Here is a 15375-nt window from a genome sequence, read left to right on the forward strand (position 1 = left end):
CAGACCCGCCCCGCCCACTCGTTTGCAGGAGAACGGTCATGAGCACTGTGATCGATGACCATGGCCACGCCGACCACGCCCACGGCCCCGCGAAAGGCTTGATGCGCTGGGTGCTGACCACCAACCATAAAGACATTGGCACGATGTACCTGTGGTTTGCCTTCACCATGTTTCTGCTGGGCGGTTCGTTCGCCATGGTGATTCGCGCCGAACTGTTCCAGCCCGGCCTGCAGATTGTGCAGCCAGCGTTCTTCAACCAGATGACCACCATGCATGGCCTGATCATGGTGTTTGGCGCGGTGATGCCGGCCTTTGTCGGCCTGGCCAACTGGATGATTCCGCTGATGATCGGCGCGCCGGACATGGCCCTGCCGCGCATGAACAACTTCAGCTTCTGGCTACTGCCGGCGGCGTTCCTGCTGCTGGTCTCGACCCTGTTCACGCCGGGTGGCGGGCCGAATTTCGGCTGGACGTTCTATGCCCCGCTCTCTACCACCTATGCGCCGGAAAGCGTGACCTTCTTCATCTTTGCCATCCACCTGATGGGCATCAGTTCGATCATGGGCGCGATCAACGTGGTCGCGACCATCCTCAACTTGCGCGCACCGGGCATGACCCTGATGAAGATGCCGCTGTTCGTGTGGACCTGGCTGATCACCGCGTTCCTGCTGATTGCGGTGATGCCGGTGCTGGCCGGTTGCGTGACCATGATGCTGATGGATATCCACTTTGGCACCAGCTTTTTCAGCGCGTCGGGCGGTGGTGATCCGGTGCTGTTCCAGCACGTGTTCTGGTTCTTTGGCCACCCTGAGGTGTACATCATGATCCTGCCGGCATTCGGCGCCGTCAGCTCGATCATTCCGACCTTTTCGCGCAAGCCGTTGTTCGGCTACACCTCGATGGTCTACGCCACGGCCAGCATCGCGTTCCTGTCGTTCATCGTGTGGGCGCACCATATGTTCGTGGTCGGCATTCCGCTGGTGGGCGAACTGTTCTTCATGTACGCCACCCTGCTGATTGCGGTGCCTACCGGGGTCAAGGTGTTCAACTGGGTCAGCACCATGTGGCAAGGCTCGCTGACCTTCGAGACGCCGATGCTGTTTGCGGTGGCCTTCGTGATCCTGTTCACCATCGGCGGTTTCTCGGGGCTGATGCTGGCCATCGCGCCGGCGGACTTTCAGTACCATGACACCTATTTCGTGGTGGCGCATTTCCATTACGTACTGGTGCCCGGCGCGATCTTCGGCATCTTCGCCTCGGCCTACTACTGGCTGCCGAAATGGACCGGCCATATGTATGACGAAACCCTGGGCAAGCTGCACTTCTGGCTGTCCTTCGTGGGCATGAACATGGCGTTCTTCCCGATGCACTTCGTGGGCCTGGCCGGCATGCCGCGCCGGGTGCCGGACTACAACCTGCAGTTCGCCGACTTCAACATGGTCTCGTCCATTGGCGCCTTCATGTTCGGCGCTACCCAGATCTTCTTCCTGTTTATCGTGATCAAGTGCATCCGCGGCGGCCCGCCCGCACCGGCCAAGCCGTGGGATGGCGCCGAAGGCCTGGAGTGGAGCGTGCCCTCGCCTGCGCCGTACCACACCTTCACCACGCCGCCGGAGGTGAAATGAATACCTTTCGGCGCTGCGAATGCAGGCAATGTGGGAGGGGGCTTGCCCCCGATAGCGGTGTGTCAGCCACCGCCATCATGGGTTGTAAAACCGCCATCGGGGGCAAGCCCCCTCCCACATTGATTTCATTCACCTGGGGTGGGCGTCATGGCTGACTCCGTGCCCCTCAAGCGCCTGGTCACCCGCCTGCTGATCCTGGTGCTGGCAATGTTCGCCTTCGGTTTTGCCCTGGTGCCGATCTACGACGTGATGTGCAAGGCCTTCGGCATCAACGGCAAGACGGGTGGGCAGTACGAGGGCGAGCAGGTCGTCGACCCGTCGCGCCAGGTAAGGGTGCAGTTTCTGTCCACCAATGCCATCGATATGGTCTGGGATTTCTATGCCAAGGCTGACGAGGTGGTGGTCAACCCGGGTGCGGTGACCGAGATGCTGTTCGTCGCTTACAACCCGACCGACAAACCGATGACTGCCCAGGCGGTGCCGAGCATTTCTCCCGCTGAAGCGGCGATGTATTTCCACAAGACCGAGTGCTTTTGCTTCACCCAGCAAGTGCTGCAGCCAGGCGAACGTATCGAAATGCCGGTGCGCTTCATCGTCGATCGCGCCATGCCCAAGGATGTGAAGCATTTGACCCTGGCGTACACGCTGTTTGATATCACCGCGCGCCAGCCGCCAGGGGCGGCCCGCAGCGGCGGCTAGCTACTGTTTGCCCGCTCAATCAGGAGAGCGAATACATGTCGACTCATGATACGTATTACGTACCAGCGCAAAGCAAATGGCCGATAATTGCCACGATTGGTCTGTTGGTCACCGTGTATGGACTGGCCGTCTGGTTCAACGACCTTAAGGCCTTGCGCCCGGAATCCCACGGCCCTTGGATCTTTTTCGTCGGCGGCCTGTTGCTGGCCTACATGCTGTTCGGCTGGTTCGGTGCGGTGATCAAGGAAAGTCGCGCCGGTTTGTACAGTGCGCAAATGGACCGCTCGTTCCGCTGGGGCATGACCTGGTTCATCTTTTCCGAAGTGATGTTCTTCATCGCGTTCTTCGGCGCGCTGTTTTATGTGCGCACCTGGGCGGGGCCATGGCTGGCGGGTGAGGGCCCCAAGGGCATCGCGCACATGTTGTGGCCCAACTTCGAGTTCGCCTGGCCCTTGCTGAACAACCCGGACCCCAAGCTGTACCCGGCGCCCAAAGGCACCATCAGCCCGTGGGGCCTGCCCTTGGTGAACACCATCTTGCTGGTGAGCTCCAGCGTGACCATCACCATTGCTCACCATGCCCTGCGCAAAGGCCATCGCGGCGCGCTGAAGATCTGGCTGGCGGTCACCGTGCTATTGGGCCTGGCGTTTCTCGGCTTCCAGGCCGAGGAGTACATCCACGCCTATAAAGAGTTGGGCCTGACGCTGGGTTCGGGCGTGTACGGGGCGACGTTCTTCATGCTCACCGGGTTTCACGGCGCCCATGTGACCATCGGCACGATCATTCTGTTTGTGATGCTGATGCGCATCGTGAAGGGGCATTTCAATGCCGAGCACCAATTCGGTTTCGAGGCGGCCAGCTGGTATTGGCACTTCGTGGATGTGGTGTGGATCGGGCTGTTTTTCTTTGTGTATGTGCTGTGAGCCGTTCTACCACGGCACGTGCGAGACCAGTTGGCCACTGAAAAAGCCCCAGGCGATCAGCCCCACGGTGATGACGGCCAGTACGACACGCACGGTCAGGGCGGTGACGAGGCGGTTGGAGTGGCCCTCGTCCTTGACCAAAAAGAATAAGCCACTGAACAGGCTCGCGACGGTCGCGATCAGCATCAGGGCAATGACGGCTTTGAGCATGGTCGGGCTCCGGGCTTTAGTGGGAGGGGGCAATGAAATTCAGTATAGCCACTGCCTGGCAGCGCTTCCGGCCCGGCATCGCGCCCACGTTGGTGGTGATGATGCTGTTGCCGTTGATGATCGGCCTGGGGTTCTGGCAACTGTCGCGCGGCCAGGAAAAACAGCAATTGGTCGACACCTACGCAGAGCGGCGCGCCGCCGAGCCCATGGGCAGCGAGCAGCTTGAGGCGAGTGCCGATCCCGCGTTTCGCCGGGTGCATCTGCGCGGCAGCTTCGATGCCGACCACAGCGTGTGGCTCGACAACCGCATGCGCGACGGCAGGGCCGGTGTCGAGTTGCTGCAGCCCTTCCATGACCAGGCCAGCGGCCTGTGGTTGTTGCTCAATCGCGGTTGGCTGCCCTGGCCTGACCGCCGCACGCCCCCGGCCTTCACCACCCCGGATCAGCCGGTGAATCTGGTTGCCTGGGTGTACGTCGCCCCCGGCGAAACCTTCCAGTTGCATGTCGACCCGGCCACCGCCCAGTGGCCACGCCTGTTGACCGCGCTGCACCCCGCCGCTCTGTGGACGGAATTGGGCCGCAACGGGTTCGCCTACGAGCTGCGCGCCGAAGCGGGCCCCGGCACGTACGACACCACCTGGCCTGTGGTCGCCATGGGGCCGGAAAAACACCTGGGGTATGCGGTGCAGTGGTTTGCCATGTCATTGGCGCTGCTGGCGCTTTACCTCTACCTCGGATGGCACAACGCAAAGGAGAAGCCGCATGGGAGCCGCCATGAATCCACTCAACCTGTCTGAGGCGCCAGACCGGCGTAAAGGCCGCTGGCAGTTGATCCTGATCCTGCTGATGGTGGTCGGCCCGATGGTGCTGGCGACCTTTATGTACAAGCTGCAGTTCTGGGTGCCGGACAGCCGCAGTTATCACGGTGAAATGATCGGTAACGGCCAGACCCGCGCCGATATCGGCGTGCAGGCCGATGAGGACCGTTGGCAATTGCTGGTCACTGCGCCCGGCGCCTGCGCCGCCGAATGCCAGCAACTGGTGTACTTGGCGCGCCAGCTGCAGATCGGCCTGGGCCGCGATGCCTCCCGTGCCAGCCACGCGCTGGCCAGTGCGCAGCCGGTCGGCGCCGACTACGACGCCAAGCTCAAGGCCGAGTACCCGCAATTGCAGCGCTACTCACTGGACCTGTCGACCTTCAACCGCAATGCCGCCGCGCCTGGCGATGCGCACCTGTGGATCGTCGACCCCCACGGCAACCTGGTGCTGCGCTACGACGCCAAGACCAGCGGCAAGGATTTGCTCAACGACCTGCGTTTGCTGCTGAAACTGTCGAACATCGGATAAGGGCATCGTCATGGCCAAGCCTGGATTTCGCCTCGCGTTGTTTGCCACCTTGCTGGCGCTGATCGTCGTGTTGCTCGGCGCCTATACCCGCCTGACCCATGCTGGCCTGGGATGCCCGGACTGGCCAGGTTGCTACGGCTTTATCAGCGTGCCGCAGAGCGCTGCCCAGCTGGCCCATGCCGAGCTGCATTTTCCGGATGCCCCGGTGGAAGCCGACAAGGGCTGGGCCGAAATGACTCACCGCTACTTTGCCGGCACCCTCGCCGTGCTGATCGCGCTGCTGGCGGCGCGTGCGTGGAGCCACCGGCGTGATCCCGGCCAGCCGGTGAAATTGCCGCTGTTTGTGCTGGCGGTGGTGTGCGCCCAGGCCGCGTTTGGCATGTGGACGGTGACGCTCAAACTGTGGCCGCAAGTCGTGACGGGGCACCTGTTGGGCGGCTTTGCCACCTTGAGCCTGCTGTTTCTATTGACGCTGCGCCTGTCCGGTGTGCTGCCCGCGCTGGTGGTGCCCAAGCGCCTGCAGTACTGGGCAACGGCGGGGTTGGTGCTGGTGATCGGGCAGATTGCGCTGGGCGGCTGGGTCAGTTCCAACTATGCGGCGGTGGCCTGTGTCGATCTGCCGACGTGTCACGGTCAGTGGTGGCCGGCAGCGGACTTTGCCAATGGCTTCCACCTGACCCAGCATATCGGCCCTAATTACCTGGGCGGCCAGTTGGACAGCGATGCGCGCACGGCCATTCACCTCACCCATCGGGTGGGCGCGGTGCTGGTCACGCTGGTGCTGCTGGGCCTGGCCTGGCAATTGCGCGCCGTGGGCATGACGCGCCTGGCGGGCTTGCTGCTGATCGCTCTGACGGCGCAAATCAGCCTGGGCCTGAGCAATGTGGCCTTCGGCTTGCCGTTGCCGGTGGCGGTGGCTCACAACGCCGGGGGCGCGGCGTTATTGTTGACCCTGGTACTGGTCAACTACCACGCGCGCACCAGCCTGGTACGGGTGCGCTACCTGCAGCCAATCGCCTGGCGTTTTATTCCGCGCAAGCCGGCGGCGGGCCTGATCACCCTTAAAGGAGAAATGCCATGGCGTCCTTGATCAGCGCACGCCACGGCCAGGCCATCTGGCGTGACTATCTGGAACTGACCAAGCCGAAAGTGGTGGTGCTGATGCTGATCACCTCGCTGGTGGGCATGTTTCTCGCCACTCGCGCCGGCGTGCCGTGGGTGGTGCTGGTTTTCGGCAACCTGGGCATCGCCTTGTGTGCGGGTGCGGCGGCGGCAGTCAACCATGTGGTGGATCGGCGCATCGACGCGGTGATGGCGCGCACGCACAAACGGCCGTTGGCCGAGGGGCGTGTTTCGCCGGCTGCGGCACTGGCGTTTGCGTTGGTCCTGGCGGTGGCGGGCCTGGCGCTGTTGCTGGCCTTCACCAATCCGCTGGCGGCATGGCTGACGCTGGCATCGTTGCTTGGCTATGCAGTGATCTACACCGGTTTCCTCAAGCGTGCGACGCCGCAGAACATCGTCATCGGCGGCCTGGCCGGGGCCGCGCCGCCGCTGTTGGGTTGGGTGGCCGTGACCGGGCATGTCAGCGCCGAGCCGCTGCTGCTGGTGCTGATCATCTTCGCCTGGACGCCGCCGCACTTCTGGGCGCTGGCCATCCATCGCAAGGAGGAGTACGCCAAGGCCGATATCCCGATGCTGCCGGTCACCCACGGCGAGCACTACACCAAGGTGCATATTCTGCTCTACACCTTCGCCCTGCTGGCGGTGAGCCTGATGCCCTATGTCATCCACATGAGCGGGCTGCTGTACCTGGGCTGTGCGCTGGTATTGGGCGGACGCTTTCTGCAATGGGCCTGGGTGCTGTACCGTGGCAGCAAGCCGCACGCGGCGATCAACACCTTCAAGTACTCTATCTGGTACCTGCTGTTGCTGTTTGTCGCCCTGCTCGTAGACCACTACCTACTGTTGAACCTATGACTCGAACTCAAAAAACCGTCTTCATTCTTGTGGCCCTGGTGGCATTGATCATGGGCCTGACCGTCAACAAGGTGCTTTCAGGCAAAGGCCAGGGCGACCCGACCGCGCTGATCGACGCCGGCATTATCCTGCTGCCGCAAAGTCGCCAGTTGCCGGCGGTGAGCATGACCAACCAGGACGGCCAGCCGGTGTTGGTCAATGAGCTGAAGGACAAGTGGAGCCTGCTGTTCTTCGGCTACACCTTCTGCCCGGATATCTGCCCGACCACCCTCGCCCAACTGCGCCAGATCAAGAGCGAACTGCCCAAGGAGGCGGTGGACAAGCTGCAAGTGATCCTGGTCAGCGTCGACCCGAACCGGGACACCCCGACCCAGCTCAAGCAGTACCTGGGCTATTTCGATCCGCAGTTCCAGGGTTTGACCGGCGCCAACGTGCAGGACGTGCAAAAGGTCTCGAATGCCGTGAGCATCCCTTTCATTCCGGCCGATACCAGCAAGCCCAACTACACCGTCGATCACAGCGGCAACCTGGCGCTGATCGGGCCGGACGGTACGCAGCGCGGTTTCATCCGCGCGCCGTTGAACAACCAGAAGCTGGTGGCGCAGTTGCCGGGGCTGTTGCAGCGTAAATAAAGGCAACACAAAACAAATGTGGGAGGGGGCTTGCCCCCGATAGCGCCAGGTCAGTCAACCTCTTCATCGACTGACACTGAGCTATCGGGGGCAAGCCCCCTCCCACATTGTTTGATCTCCAGCGTTTTGGAGACCGGGTTGGATCAGAACGCCGGCTTGATCGCGCCTTTGTACTTCTCTTCGATGAATTGCTTCACTTCAGGTGTGTGCAGGGCCGCTACCAGCTTCTTCACCGCGTCCGAATCCTTGTTGTCTTCACGGGTCACCAGGATGTTCACGTAAGGCGAGTCGCTGCCTTCGATTACCAGGGCGTCCTTGGAAGGGTCCAGCTTGGCTTCCAGCGCGTAGTTGGTGTTGATCAGCGCCAGGTCGACCTGGGTCAGCACGCGCGGCAGGGTGGCGGCTTCCAGCTCACGGAACTTCAGGTGCTTGGTGTTATCGGTGATGTCCTTGATGGTCGACAGGATGTTGGTCGGGTCCTTCAGGGTAATCAGGCCGTTCTTGGCCAGCAGCAGGAGGGCGCGGCCGCCGTTGGTGGCGTCGTTCGGGATCACTACGTTGGCGCCGTCTGGCAGCTCGTCCAGCTTCTTGTACTTGCTCGAATACGCGCCCAGGGGTTCCAGGTGCACGGCGCCGACGCTCACCAGGTGAGTGCCCTTGGCCTTGTTGAATTCATCCAGGTACGGTTGGTGCTGGAAGAAGTTGGCGTCCAGGCGCTTTTCAGCCACTTGGACGTTGGGCTGCACATAGTCGGTGAAGACTTTGACCTGCAGGTCCACGCCTTCTTTAGCCAGCGCAGGCTTCACGAATTCGAGGATTTCCGCGTGCGGCACCGGCGAAGCAGCGACCTTGAGGGTCTCGGCATGGGCGGAAAACGCGGCAACGGCGGCGAAAGCAACCAGTAGTTTTTTCATCCAGCAAGCTCCTTGTTCGGACATCTGCCGGCACCAGGCCGGCCATGGCCATTATTTTCGAGAAAAATGCACCACCAGCCGGTCGCCGACGGTTTGCAGAATTTGCACCAGGATCAACAGCATCACCACGGTGACCACCATCACATCGGTCTGGAAGCGCTGGTAACCGAAACGGATCGCCAGGTCGCCCAGGCCACCGGCACCGACCACGCCGGCCATCGCCGTGTAGGACACCAGTGTAATCGCCGTCACGGTAATGGCCGCGAAGATGCCGGGACGTGCTTCGGGCAGCAGGGCGTTGGTGATGATCTGGCGCGTCGTGGCGCCCATCGACTGAGTGGCCTCGATGATGCCGCGGTCCACTTCACGCAGGGCGGTTTCCACCAGGCGCGCAAAGAATGGCGTGGCGCCGACGACCAGCGGCGGAATCGCACCGGCTACACCCAGCGAGGTGCCAGTGATGAGTACGGTGAATGGAATCATCACGATCAGCAGGATGATGAACGGCAGCGAACGCAGGATGTTCACGATCAGCGACAGCAAGGCGTACAAGCCTTTTTGCTCGAACAACTGACGTGGACTGGTCAGGAACAGCAGCACGCCCAGGGGCAGGCCCAGCACGACCGTGAAGAACAGCGAGCCGAACAGCATGATCATGGTATCGCCGGTGGCGAGCCAGATTTCGGACCAGTCGATGTTGGCGAAAAAACTCAGGAACAGGTCCATCAGCGCAGCACCTCCATATGAACGTCTGCGGCGGTGAAGCGCGCAAAGGCGGCGTCCATGTCACCGCCCGTGACTGCGAGGGTCAATTGCCCGTAGGGGATGTCTTTGATGCGGTCGATACGACCGGCCAGGATGCTGTAGTCCACCCCCGTTTCACGGGCGACGGTACCCAGCAGTGGCGCGTAGGTCGCTTCGCCCTGGAAAGTCAGACGCACGATACGACCCGGTACGTGGGCGAAGTCATCGCGCTGCTCGCCTTCATCGACCTGTTCGGCCTCCTGGACAAAGCGCTTGGTGGTCGGATGCTTGGGGTGCAGGAACACGTCGGCCACCGAGCCTTGCTCGACGATCACGCCGGCGTCCATCACGGCGACCTGGTCGCATACGCGGCGAATCACATCCATCTCGTGGGTGATCAACACGATGGTCAGCTTCAGTTCGCGGTTGATTTCGGCCAGCAGTTGCAGCACCGACGCGGTGGTTTGCGGGTCGAGGGCGCTGGTGGCTTCGTCGCACAGCAGAATCTTTGGCTTGGTTGCCAGGGCGCGGGCGATGCCGACGCGCTGCTTCTGACCGCCAGACAGTTGCGCCGGGTACTTCCTGGCGTGGTCCGACAGGCCGACGCGGGCGAGCAGCTCGGCCACGCGCAGGTCGATTTCCTTGCGTGACAATTCGCCGGCCAATGTCAGCGGCAGCGCCACGTTGTCTGCAACGGTCTTGGACGCCAGCAGATTGAAGTGCTGGAAGATCATGCCGACCTGCTGACGGAAGCGGCGCAGACCGTAGGCATTCAGCGCGGTAACTTCCTCACCGTCGACGCTGATCTGCCCGCCGCTCGGCTCTTCAAGGCGATTGATCAGGCGCAGCAGGGTGCTTTTTCCCGCACCCGAGTGGCCAATCAGGCCAAACACCTGGCCGTTCTCGACGCGCAGGCTGGTGGGGTGCAGGGCGGGAATATCCTTACCGGCGACGCGGTAGGTTTTATGGACGTTTTGAAACTCGATCACGTAGCGAACCTTGTGGGGCGCATGGAAAAGGGATCAGCGGTTAGCCGGGCGCGCATTTTAGCCTGTCCAACCAGCGTTTCTTAGCATTTATTTCGTATCCGTCCAGCGATTTGGCAATAACGAGACCGAAGGTCATAAAAAGGGAACGGCTCATAACCCTGTCAGTCACTACTTGAGCAATACGATGTCTCGGGTGCCGTGCCCGGGGCTTCATTCAAAAGAGCCGGGGACCGCCTGGCCACTTTGACTAAGGAGTTTTGACTGATGAGTACCAAGAAGCCAGGCACCCCGCCGAAGAGTGAACTCGCGGGCACCGATACCCTGGACCGAGGCAATACCAACGTCAAATTGCAGGCGTTGGAAGAATTCCGCTCCGATGCAACCGGCCAGGCCCTGCGCACCAACCAGGGCGTGAAAATCTCTGACAACCAGAACACCCTAAAGGTCGGCGCCCGTGGCCCGTCGCTGCTGGAAGACTTCATCATGCGTGAGAAGATCACGCACTTTGACCATGAGCGCATCCCGGAGCGCATCGTGCATGCCCGCGGTACCGGCGCCCATGGCTATTTCCAGAGCTACGGTGACCATTCGGCGCTGACCAAGGCAGGTTTCCTGCGCACTCCAGAACATAAAACGCCGGTGTTCGCGCGTTTTTCCACGGTGCAGGGTCCGCGTGGTTCCGGTGACACCGTGCGTGATGTGCGCGGCTTTGCCGTGAAGTTTTTCACCGACGAAGGCAACTTCGACCTGGTGGGCAACAACATGCCGGTGTTCTTCATTCAGGACGCGATCAAGTTTCCTGACTTTGTACACGCGGTAAAACCTGAGCCGCACAACGAGATTCCTACCGGCGGCTCAGCGCACGATACGTTCTGGGATTTTGTTTCGTTGCAGCCGGAATCGGCGCACATGGTGATCTGGGCCATGTCTGACCGCGCGATTCCAAAAAGCCTGCGCGCGATGCAGGGTTTTGGTGTGCACACCTTCCGCCTGATCAATACTGAGGGTAAGTCGAGCTTCGTCAAATTCCACTGGCGGCCGAAGGTCGGCACCTGCTCCCTGGTGTGGGACGAAGCGCAAAAGCTTGCCGGTAAAGATACCGATTACCACCGTCGCGACCTGTGGGAATCGATCGAAAGCGGCGACTATCCCGAGTGGGAACTGGGCGTGCAGATCGTCGCCGAAGAAGACGAACACAAGTTTGACTTCGACCTGCTCGACCCGACCAAAATCATCCCCGAAGAGCTGGTACCGATCACCCCGCTGGGCAAGATGGTGCTCAACCGCAACCCGGATAACTTCTTCGCTGAAGTCGAGCAGGTCGCGTTCTGCCCAGGCCACATTGTGCCGGGTATCGACTTCACCAATGACCCGCTGCTGCAGGGCCGTCTGTTTTCCTACACGGATACCCAGATCAGCCGACTGGGCGGGCCGAACTTTCATGAAATCCCGATCAACCGTCCGGTGGTGCCGTTCCACAACGGCCAGCGCGACGCGCAGCATCGCACTGTTATCGACAAGGGGCGCGCGGCCTACGAGCCCAACTCCATAGACGGCGGCTGGCCGAAGGAAACCCCTGCCGGCCCGACTGATGGTGGCTTTGAGTCCTACTACGAGCGCGTCGATGCCAACAAAGTGCGGGAGCGCAGTGAGTCCTTCGGCGACCATTTCTCCCAGGCCACGCTGTTTTTCAACAGCATGAGCCACCACGAGAAAGAGCACATCATCGCGGCTTACAGCTTTGAGCTGGGCAAGGTGGAGCGTGAGTTTATCCGCGCGCGTCAGGTCAACGAGATCCTGGCTAACATCGACCTCGAACTGGCCAAGCGCGTGGCGCAGAACCTGGGCCTGCCGGCGCCGACCAACGGCAGCGTGCCTGCGCGAGAAACGTCGCTGAAGGTGTCGCCGGCGTTGAGCCAGGTGAATCTGCTGTCCGGCGATATCAAGACCCGCAAAGTCGCGATTCTGGCGGCTAACGGCGTGGACGGCGCGGCGATCGATGCACTCAAGGCCGCGCTTGAGTCTGAAGGCGCACACGCCAAGTTGCTGGGGCCGACTTCGGCGCCTGTGACTACTGCCGATGGCAAGACCCTGCCGGTGGATGCGTCGATGGAAGGCATGCCGTCCATTGCGTTTGACGCGGTGTTTATCCCGGGCGGCAAGGACTCGGTGAAGGCGCTGAGCGGCGACGGCGTGGCCTTGCATTACGTGCTGGAAGCGTACAAGCACCTGAAGGCGATTGCGGTTGCCAGTGACGTGAAGCCCTTGTTGGATCTGCTGAAGCTGGAGGCGGATGCGGGGTTGATCGTGGGCGCGGATGCCAAGGCGTTCAAGGCGTTCTTTGCGGCGATTGCCCAGCATCGGGTCTGGGATCGGGAGCCTAAGGCCAAGGCGATTCCGGCTTAATTCTTGGTTGCCTGTTAGGACGCTATCGGGGGCAAGCCCCCTCCCACACTTGAATGCATTCACAATTCAAATGTGGGAGGGGGCTTGCCCCCGATGCTTTTAGTCTGCCTTGCGCGGAATCAGCACAACCTGCGCCGGAATGTGTTTCAAAATCTGCCGGTGGATTTTCAGGTCATATCCCGCATCGATGCGCTTCACCCGTTTGGTCAGCAACGTGGCCAGCCACGGGTAATCCTGGGTGCGTGGCACCTGGATGCTCACGTCGCACTGGTAATTCACCACGTCGGTGGCAATGGCGTCCAACTGATGGCGCATGTCTTCGACATCTGCCAGGTTCAACGCCACGGTGGTGCTCGGCGCCGCCGGGTCGATGACTTTGGCTGCCGGCTTGGCTTCGGCGGCTTTCAGGGCGGCTTCGGCCTGATCCAGCTCGGCTTTGCGCGCATGGCTGATGGCGCTGTTGACGCCACCGGTCAGGGCTGGTGCCTTGGGCATCAATGCACGGGCACGGCTCAAGGCTGTGGCGGCGGCGTTGACGTCACCCTTTTGCAGCACGATCTGGCTGCGCTGCAGGTAGGCTTCGGCCAACTGCCGCTGGTACGCCTCAAGCGCCGGATCGTTGGGCGATTGGGCTTGCAGCGAGGCGAGTTGGTCTTCGGCCGTGGCCAATTCGCTGCTGGCCAGGTTTTGTTCCAGCTGTGCGATGGCCGCAGCGCGCGGGTCCGACGCTTGGGGAGCGGCGGGCGGTGTGCTTTGACAAGCGCCCAGCAGCAGGGAAAATGCGGCAAGGAGCAGATAACGGAAGGTGAACGGCTTCATTCCTGCGACTCTCTATTTGCGCAAAAAGCGAGCAAGTCTACACCCCTCGACGGGGCAGGACAAAACTCAGCAGAAACAGGGCGGCCGCCGATACCACAATCGACGGCCCGGCCGGCGTGTCCTTGAACCACGACAACGCCAGGCCTCCACACACTGCCAGCATGCCCAACAGGCTGGCGCCGATTGCCATCTGCTCCGGCGAGCGAGCGTGGCGCTGAGCGGCGGCTGCGGGAATGATCAACAGCGACGTGATCAACAATACGCCGACTATCTTCATCGCGACAGCGATCACCACTGCGATCAACAGCATCAGCGCCAGGCGCAGGGCGGGCACGGGCAGGCCTTCAACCGTGGCGAGCTCTTCGTGCACGGTGATCGCCAGCAGCGGACGCCACAGGCTCACCAGCAGCACCAGCACGGCCGCGCTGCCGCCGAGGATCCACCCAAGATCGGCAGGGCTGATCGCCAGCAGGTCGCCAAACAGGTAGGCCATCAGGTCGATGCGCACTTCATGCATGAAGCTCAGCACCACCAGGCCCAGGGACAAGGTGCTCGGCGCGAGGATGCCGAGCAGCGTGTCGGAGGCCAACGGCTGGCGCTGTTGCAGCGTCACCAGCAACACCGCCAGCAGCAGGCAGCCGACGGTGACGGCGATGGTCGGGCTCACGTCCAGCAGAAAGCCCATGGCCACGCCGAGCAGCGCGGCATGGGACAAGGTATCGCCAAAGTACGCCATGCGCCGCCAGACCACGAACGAGCCCAACGGGCCCGCCACCAACGCCAGAGCCAAGCCTGCCAGCAGGGCGTAGAGCAGAAAATCAGCCATGCTTGCAGCTATCTCCATGAACATGAGGGTGGGGGGCGGCGGGGTCGTCAACCACGGCGCCATGCAAATCATGGGCGTGGTCGTGATGGTGATGGTAGATCGCCAGGCTTTGCGCGTTCTTACCGAACAGTTCGACAAACGCCGGGTCGCCGCTGACCTGTTCCGGGTGGCCGGAACAGCACACGTGACGGTTGAGGCAGACCACCTGGTCAGTGGTGCTCATCACCAGGTGCAGATCGTGGGAGACCATCAACACACCGCAGCCGTGACGGTCGCGCAGACGGGTGATCAGGCTGTACAGCTCGGCTTGGCCGGCGACGTCGACGCCTTGCACGGGCTCATCGAGCACCAGCAGTTCCGGTTCGCGCAACAGGGCGCGGGCCAGCAGCACACGCTGCATTTCGCCGCCGGAGATGCTCTGCACCGGGCTGTCGATCACTTGTTCGGCGCCGACTTCCTTGAGTGCCGCCTGCGCACGCGCACGGTCGACCCCAGGCACCAGGCGCAGGAAGCGCAAGACTGAAAGCGGAAGTGTCGGGTCCACATGCAGCTTTTGCGGCATATAGCCCACGCGCAGTTTGGGCTTGCGCCATACGCTGCCGCGGTCGGGCTTGAGCAGGCCCAGAACGGCGCGCACCAGGGTGGTCTTGCCCGCGCCATTGGGGCCGATCAGCGTAACGATCTGGCCCGGCTCCACGCTCAGGGCAATATTATCCAGCACGTTTTGCCCGGCGAACGTGACCCCGACCTGCTCCAGGCGGATTAACGCATTGCTCATCAAGCCCCCTGACAGCCCGAGCACAGGCCGACCACTTCGACCGTTTGCCCTTCGACACTGAAACCCACCTCGGCGGCGCTTTTAACGATCGCGTCACTGATGCTTTTTTGTTCAAGCTCGATGGCGGCGTGGCACTGGCGGCAAATCAGGAACTGGCCCTGATGCGCATGTTCCGGGTGGTTGCAGCCGACAAAGGCATTGAGCGAGGCGATGCGGTGCACCAGGCCGTTTTCCAGCAGGAAGTCCAGCGCACGGTAAACCGTGGGTGGCGCGGCGCGGCGGCCGTCCTGTTCGCTGAGCACACCGAGGATGTCGTAAGCGCCCAGCGGCTTGTGGCTTTGCCACACCAGCTCCAGCACGCGTCGACGCAGCGCAGTCAGGCGCAAACCCTTCTGCGCACACAGGGTGTCAGCCTCCGACAGCGCGGTGTGAACGCAGTGAGAGTGATCGTGGGGACGACTGGCAAGCGGTGTTATAGGCATGAGC

17 protein-coding genes are annotated in these 15375 nt (G+C 62.0%); 9 read left to right on the forward strand and 8 right to left on the reverse strand.

The genetic code is table 11. From position 1 onward, the window contains the following. Positions 1–38 precede the first annotated feature (38 nt). From ctaD to SC318_RS00455, 3 genes are all read left to right on the forward strand, one after another. The gene (ctaD, locus tag SC318_RS00445) at positions 39–1625 is read left to right on the forward strand and encodes a cytochrome c oxidase subunit I (RefSeq protein ID WP_124384481.1); all 1587 of its coding nucleotides are present in this window, start codon (positions 39–41) and stop codon (positions 1623–1625) included. Between the two features lie 147 nt (positions 1626–1772). After that, the gene (locus SC318_RS00450; protein ID WP_306491033.1) at positions 1773–2324 is read left to right on the forward strand and encodes a cytochrome c oxidase assembly protein; all 552 of its coding nucleotides are present in this window, start codon (positions 1773–1775) and stop codon (positions 2322–2324) included. Between the two features lie 35 nt (positions 2325–2359). Next, the gene (locus SC318_RS00455) at positions 2360–3247 is read left to right on the forward strand and encodes a cytochrome c oxidase subunit 3 (RefSeq protein WP_320429207.1); all 888 of its coding nucleotides are present in this window, start codon (positions 2360–2362) and stop codon (positions 3245–3247) included. A gap of 6 nt (positions 3248–3253) precedes the next feature. On the opposite strand, the gene SC318_RS00460 is transcribed toward SC318_RS00455, so the two are convergent. Further along, positions 3254–3457: a twin transmembrane helix small protein gene (locus SC318_RS00460; protein WP_320429208.1), complete on the reverse strand. Its 204-nt coding sequence runs from the start codon at positions 3455–3457 to the stop codon at positions 3254–3256. 32 nt (positions 3458–3489) lie between these two features. Here SC318_RS00460 and SC318_RS00465 point away from each other — a divergent pair, with 32 nt between their 5' ends. Genes SC318_RS00465 through SC318_RS00485 form a run of 5 tightly spaced genes read left to right on the forward strand, consistent with a single transcriptional unit; the run spans position 3490 to position 7413 of the window. Further along, positions 3490–4254, forward strand: coding sequence for an SURF1 family protein (locus tag SC318_RS00465; protein ID WP_320429209.1), 765 nt, complete (start codon positions 3490–3492; stop codon positions 4252–4254). Then, on the forward strand, positions 4220–4804 hold the full coding sequence (locus SC318_RS00470) for a PA_0111/PP_0108 family redox-active disulfide protein (RefSeq protein WP_320429210.1): 585 nt from the start codon (positions 4220–4222) through the stop codon (positions 4802–4804). The genes SC318_RS00465 and SC318_RS00470 overlap by 35 nt, the downstream gene beginning before the upstream one ends. A gap of 10 nt (positions 4805–4814) precedes the next feature. Then, complete coding sequence (locus tag SC318_RS00475) at positions 4815–5894, forward strand: COX15/CtaA family protein (RefSeq protein WP_320429211.1); 1080 nt, start codon at positions 4815–4817, stop codon at positions 5892–5894. Beyond that, on the forward strand, positions 5882–6781 hold the full coding sequence (gene cyoE, locus SC318_RS00480; RefSeq protein ID WP_320429212.1) for a heme o synthase: 900 nt from the start codon (positions 5882–5884) through the stop codon (positions 6779–6781). The genes SC318_RS00475 and cyoE overlap by 13 nt, the downstream gene beginning before the upstream one ends. Beyond that, entirely contained in the window at positions 6778–7413 is a 636-nt protein-coding gene (locus tag SC318_RS00485) for an SCO family protein (protein ID WP_124384489.1), read from the forward strand. Before cyoE ends, SC318_RS00485 begins: the two co-directional genes overlap by 4 nt. Before the next feature lie 143 nt (positions 7414–7556). On the opposite strand, the gene SC318_RS00490 is transcribed toward SC318_RS00485, so the two are convergent. From SC318_RS00490 to SC318_RS00500, 3 genes are read right to left on the reverse strand one after another with little or no spacing between them, the layout of a single operon-like run. Continuing rightward, positions 7557–8327 carry a MetQ/NlpA family ABC transporter substrate-binding protein gene (locus tag SC318_RS00490; protein WP_320429213.1) on the reverse strand — a complete coding sequence of 257 codons (771 nt, stop codon included), beginning with the start codon at positions 8325–8327 and terminating at the stop codon, positions 7557–7559. Between the two features lie 51 nt (positions 8328–8378). Then, entirely contained in the window at positions 8379–9053 is a 675-nt protein-coding gene (locus SC318_RS00495) for a methionine ABC transporter permease (protein ID WP_306491041.1), read from the reverse strand. Continuing rightward, complete coding sequence (locus tag SC318_RS00500; protein WP_320429214.1) at positions 9053–10060, reverse strand: methionine ABC transporter ATP-binding protein; 1008 nt, start codon at positions 10058–10060, stop codon at positions 9053–9055. Before SC318_RS00500 ends, SC318_RS00495 begins: the two co-directional genes overlap by 1 nt. Before the next feature lie 264 nt (positions 10061–10324). Here SC318_RS00500 and katE point away from each other — a divergent pair, with 264 nt between their 5' ends. Next, positions 10325–12466 carry a catalase HPII gene (katE, locus tag SC318_RS00505; protein ID WP_320429215.1) on the forward strand — a complete coding sequence of 714 codons (2142 nt, stop codon included), beginning with the start codon at positions 10325–10327 and terminating at the stop codon, positions 12464–12466. Between the two features lie 99 nt (positions 12467–12565). Here the strand turns inward: katE and SC318_RS00510 are convergent, their stop codons facing one another. The 4 genes from SC318_RS00510 to zur are packed head-to-tail and all read right to left on the reverse strand — an operon-like array spanning position 12566 to position 15371. Next, positions 12566–13285, reverse strand: coding sequence for a PA5502 family lipoprotein (locus SC318_RS00510; protein ID WP_320429216.1), 720 nt, complete (start codon positions 13283–13285; stop codon positions 12566–12568). A gap of 37 nt (positions 13286–13322) precedes the next feature. Further along, complete coding sequence (gene znuB / locus SC318_RS00515; RefSeq protein ID WP_306491045.1) at positions 13323–14111, reverse strand: zinc ABC transporter permease subunit ZnuB; 789 nt, start codon at positions 14109–14111, stop codon at positions 13323–13325. Beyond that, the gene (gene znuC / locus SC318_RS00520; protein WP_124384496.1) at positions 14104–14889 is read right to left on the reverse strand and encodes a zinc ABC transporter ATP-binding protein ZnuC; all 786 of its coding nucleotides are present in this window, start codon (positions 14887–14889) and stop codon (positions 14104–14106) included. The genes znuB and znuC overlap by 8 nt, the downstream gene beginning before the upstream one ends. Further along, the gene (zur, locus tag SC318_RS00525) at positions 14889–15371 is read right to left on the reverse strand and encodes a zinc uptake transcriptional repressor Zur (RefSeq protein WP_306491047.1); all 483 of its coding nucleotides are present in this window, start codon (positions 15369–15371) and stop codon (positions 14889–14891) included. Before zur ends, znuC begins: the two co-directional genes overlap by 1 nt. Between the last annotated feature and the right edge of the window lie 4 nt (positions 15372–15375).

The sequence above is a fragment of the Pseudomonas sp. MUP55 genome (genome assembly GCF_034043515.1).
Lineage (GTDB): Bacteria > Pseudomonadota > Gammaproteobacteria > Pseudomonadales > Pseudomonadaceae > Aquipseudomonas.

Coding starts and splice junctions, on each gene's coding strand:
- SC318_RS00465 (WP_320429209.1), top strand. CDS start 3,490: ATGAAATTCAGTATAGCCACTGCCTGGCAGCGCTTCCGGCCCGGCATC.
- znuB (WP_306491045.1), bottom strand. CDS start 14,111: ATGGCTGATTTTCTGCTCTACGCCCTGCTGGCAGGCTTGGCTCTGGCG.
- SC318_RS00460 (WP_320429208.1), bottom strand. CDS start 3,457: ATGCTCAAAGCCGTCATTGCCCTGATGCTGATCGCGACCGTCGCGAGC.
- cyoE (WP_320429212.1), top strand. CDS start 5,882: ATGGCGTCCTTGATCAGCGCACGCCACGGCCAGGCCATCTGGCGTGAC.
- SC318_RS00475 (WP_320429211.1), top strand. CDS start 4,815: ATGGCCAAGCCTGGATTTCGCCTCGCGTTGTTTGCCACCTTGCTGGCG.
- SC318_RS00485 (WP_124384489.1), top strand. CDS start 6,778: ATGACTCGAACTCAAAAAACCGTCTTCATTCTTGTGGCCCTGGTGGCA.
- zur (WP_306491047.1), bottom strand. CDS start 15,371: ATGCCTATAACACCGCTTGCCAGTCGTCCCCACGATCACTCTCACTGC.
- SC318_RS00490 (WP_320429213.1), bottom strand. CDS start 8,327: ATGAAAAAACTACTGGTTGCTTTCGCCGCCGTTGCCGCGTTTTCCGCC.
- znuC (WP_124384496.1), bottom strand. CDS start 14,889: ATGAGCAATGCGTTAATCCGCCTGGAGCAGGTCGGGGTCACGTTCGCC.
- SC318_RS00495 (WP_306491041.1), bottom strand. CDS start 9,053: ATGGACCTGTTCCTGAGTTTTTTCGCCAACATCGACTGGTCCGAAATC.
- katE (WP_320429215.1), top strand. CDS start 10,325: ATGAGTACCAAGAAGCCAGGCACCCCGCCGAAGAGTGAACTCGCGGGC.
- SC318_RS00450 (WP_306491033.1), top strand. CDS start 1,773: ATGGCTGACTCCGTGCCCCTCAAGCGCCTGGTCACCCGCCTGCTGATC.
- SC318_RS00455 (WP_320429207.1), top strand. CDS start 2,360: ATGTCGACTCATGATACGTATTACGTACCAGCGCAAAGCAAATGGCCG.
- ctaD (WP_124384481.1), top strand. CDS start 39: ATGAGCACTGTGATCGATGACCATGGCCACGCCGACCACGCCCACGGC.
- SC318_RS00470 (WP_320429210.1), top strand. CDS start 4,220: ATGGGAGCCGCCATGAATCCACTCAACCTGTCTGAGGCGCCAGACCGG.
- SC318_RS00510 (WP_320429216.1), bottom strand. CDS start 13,285: ATGAAGCCGTTCACCTTCCGTTATCTGCTCCTTGCCGCATTTTCCCTG.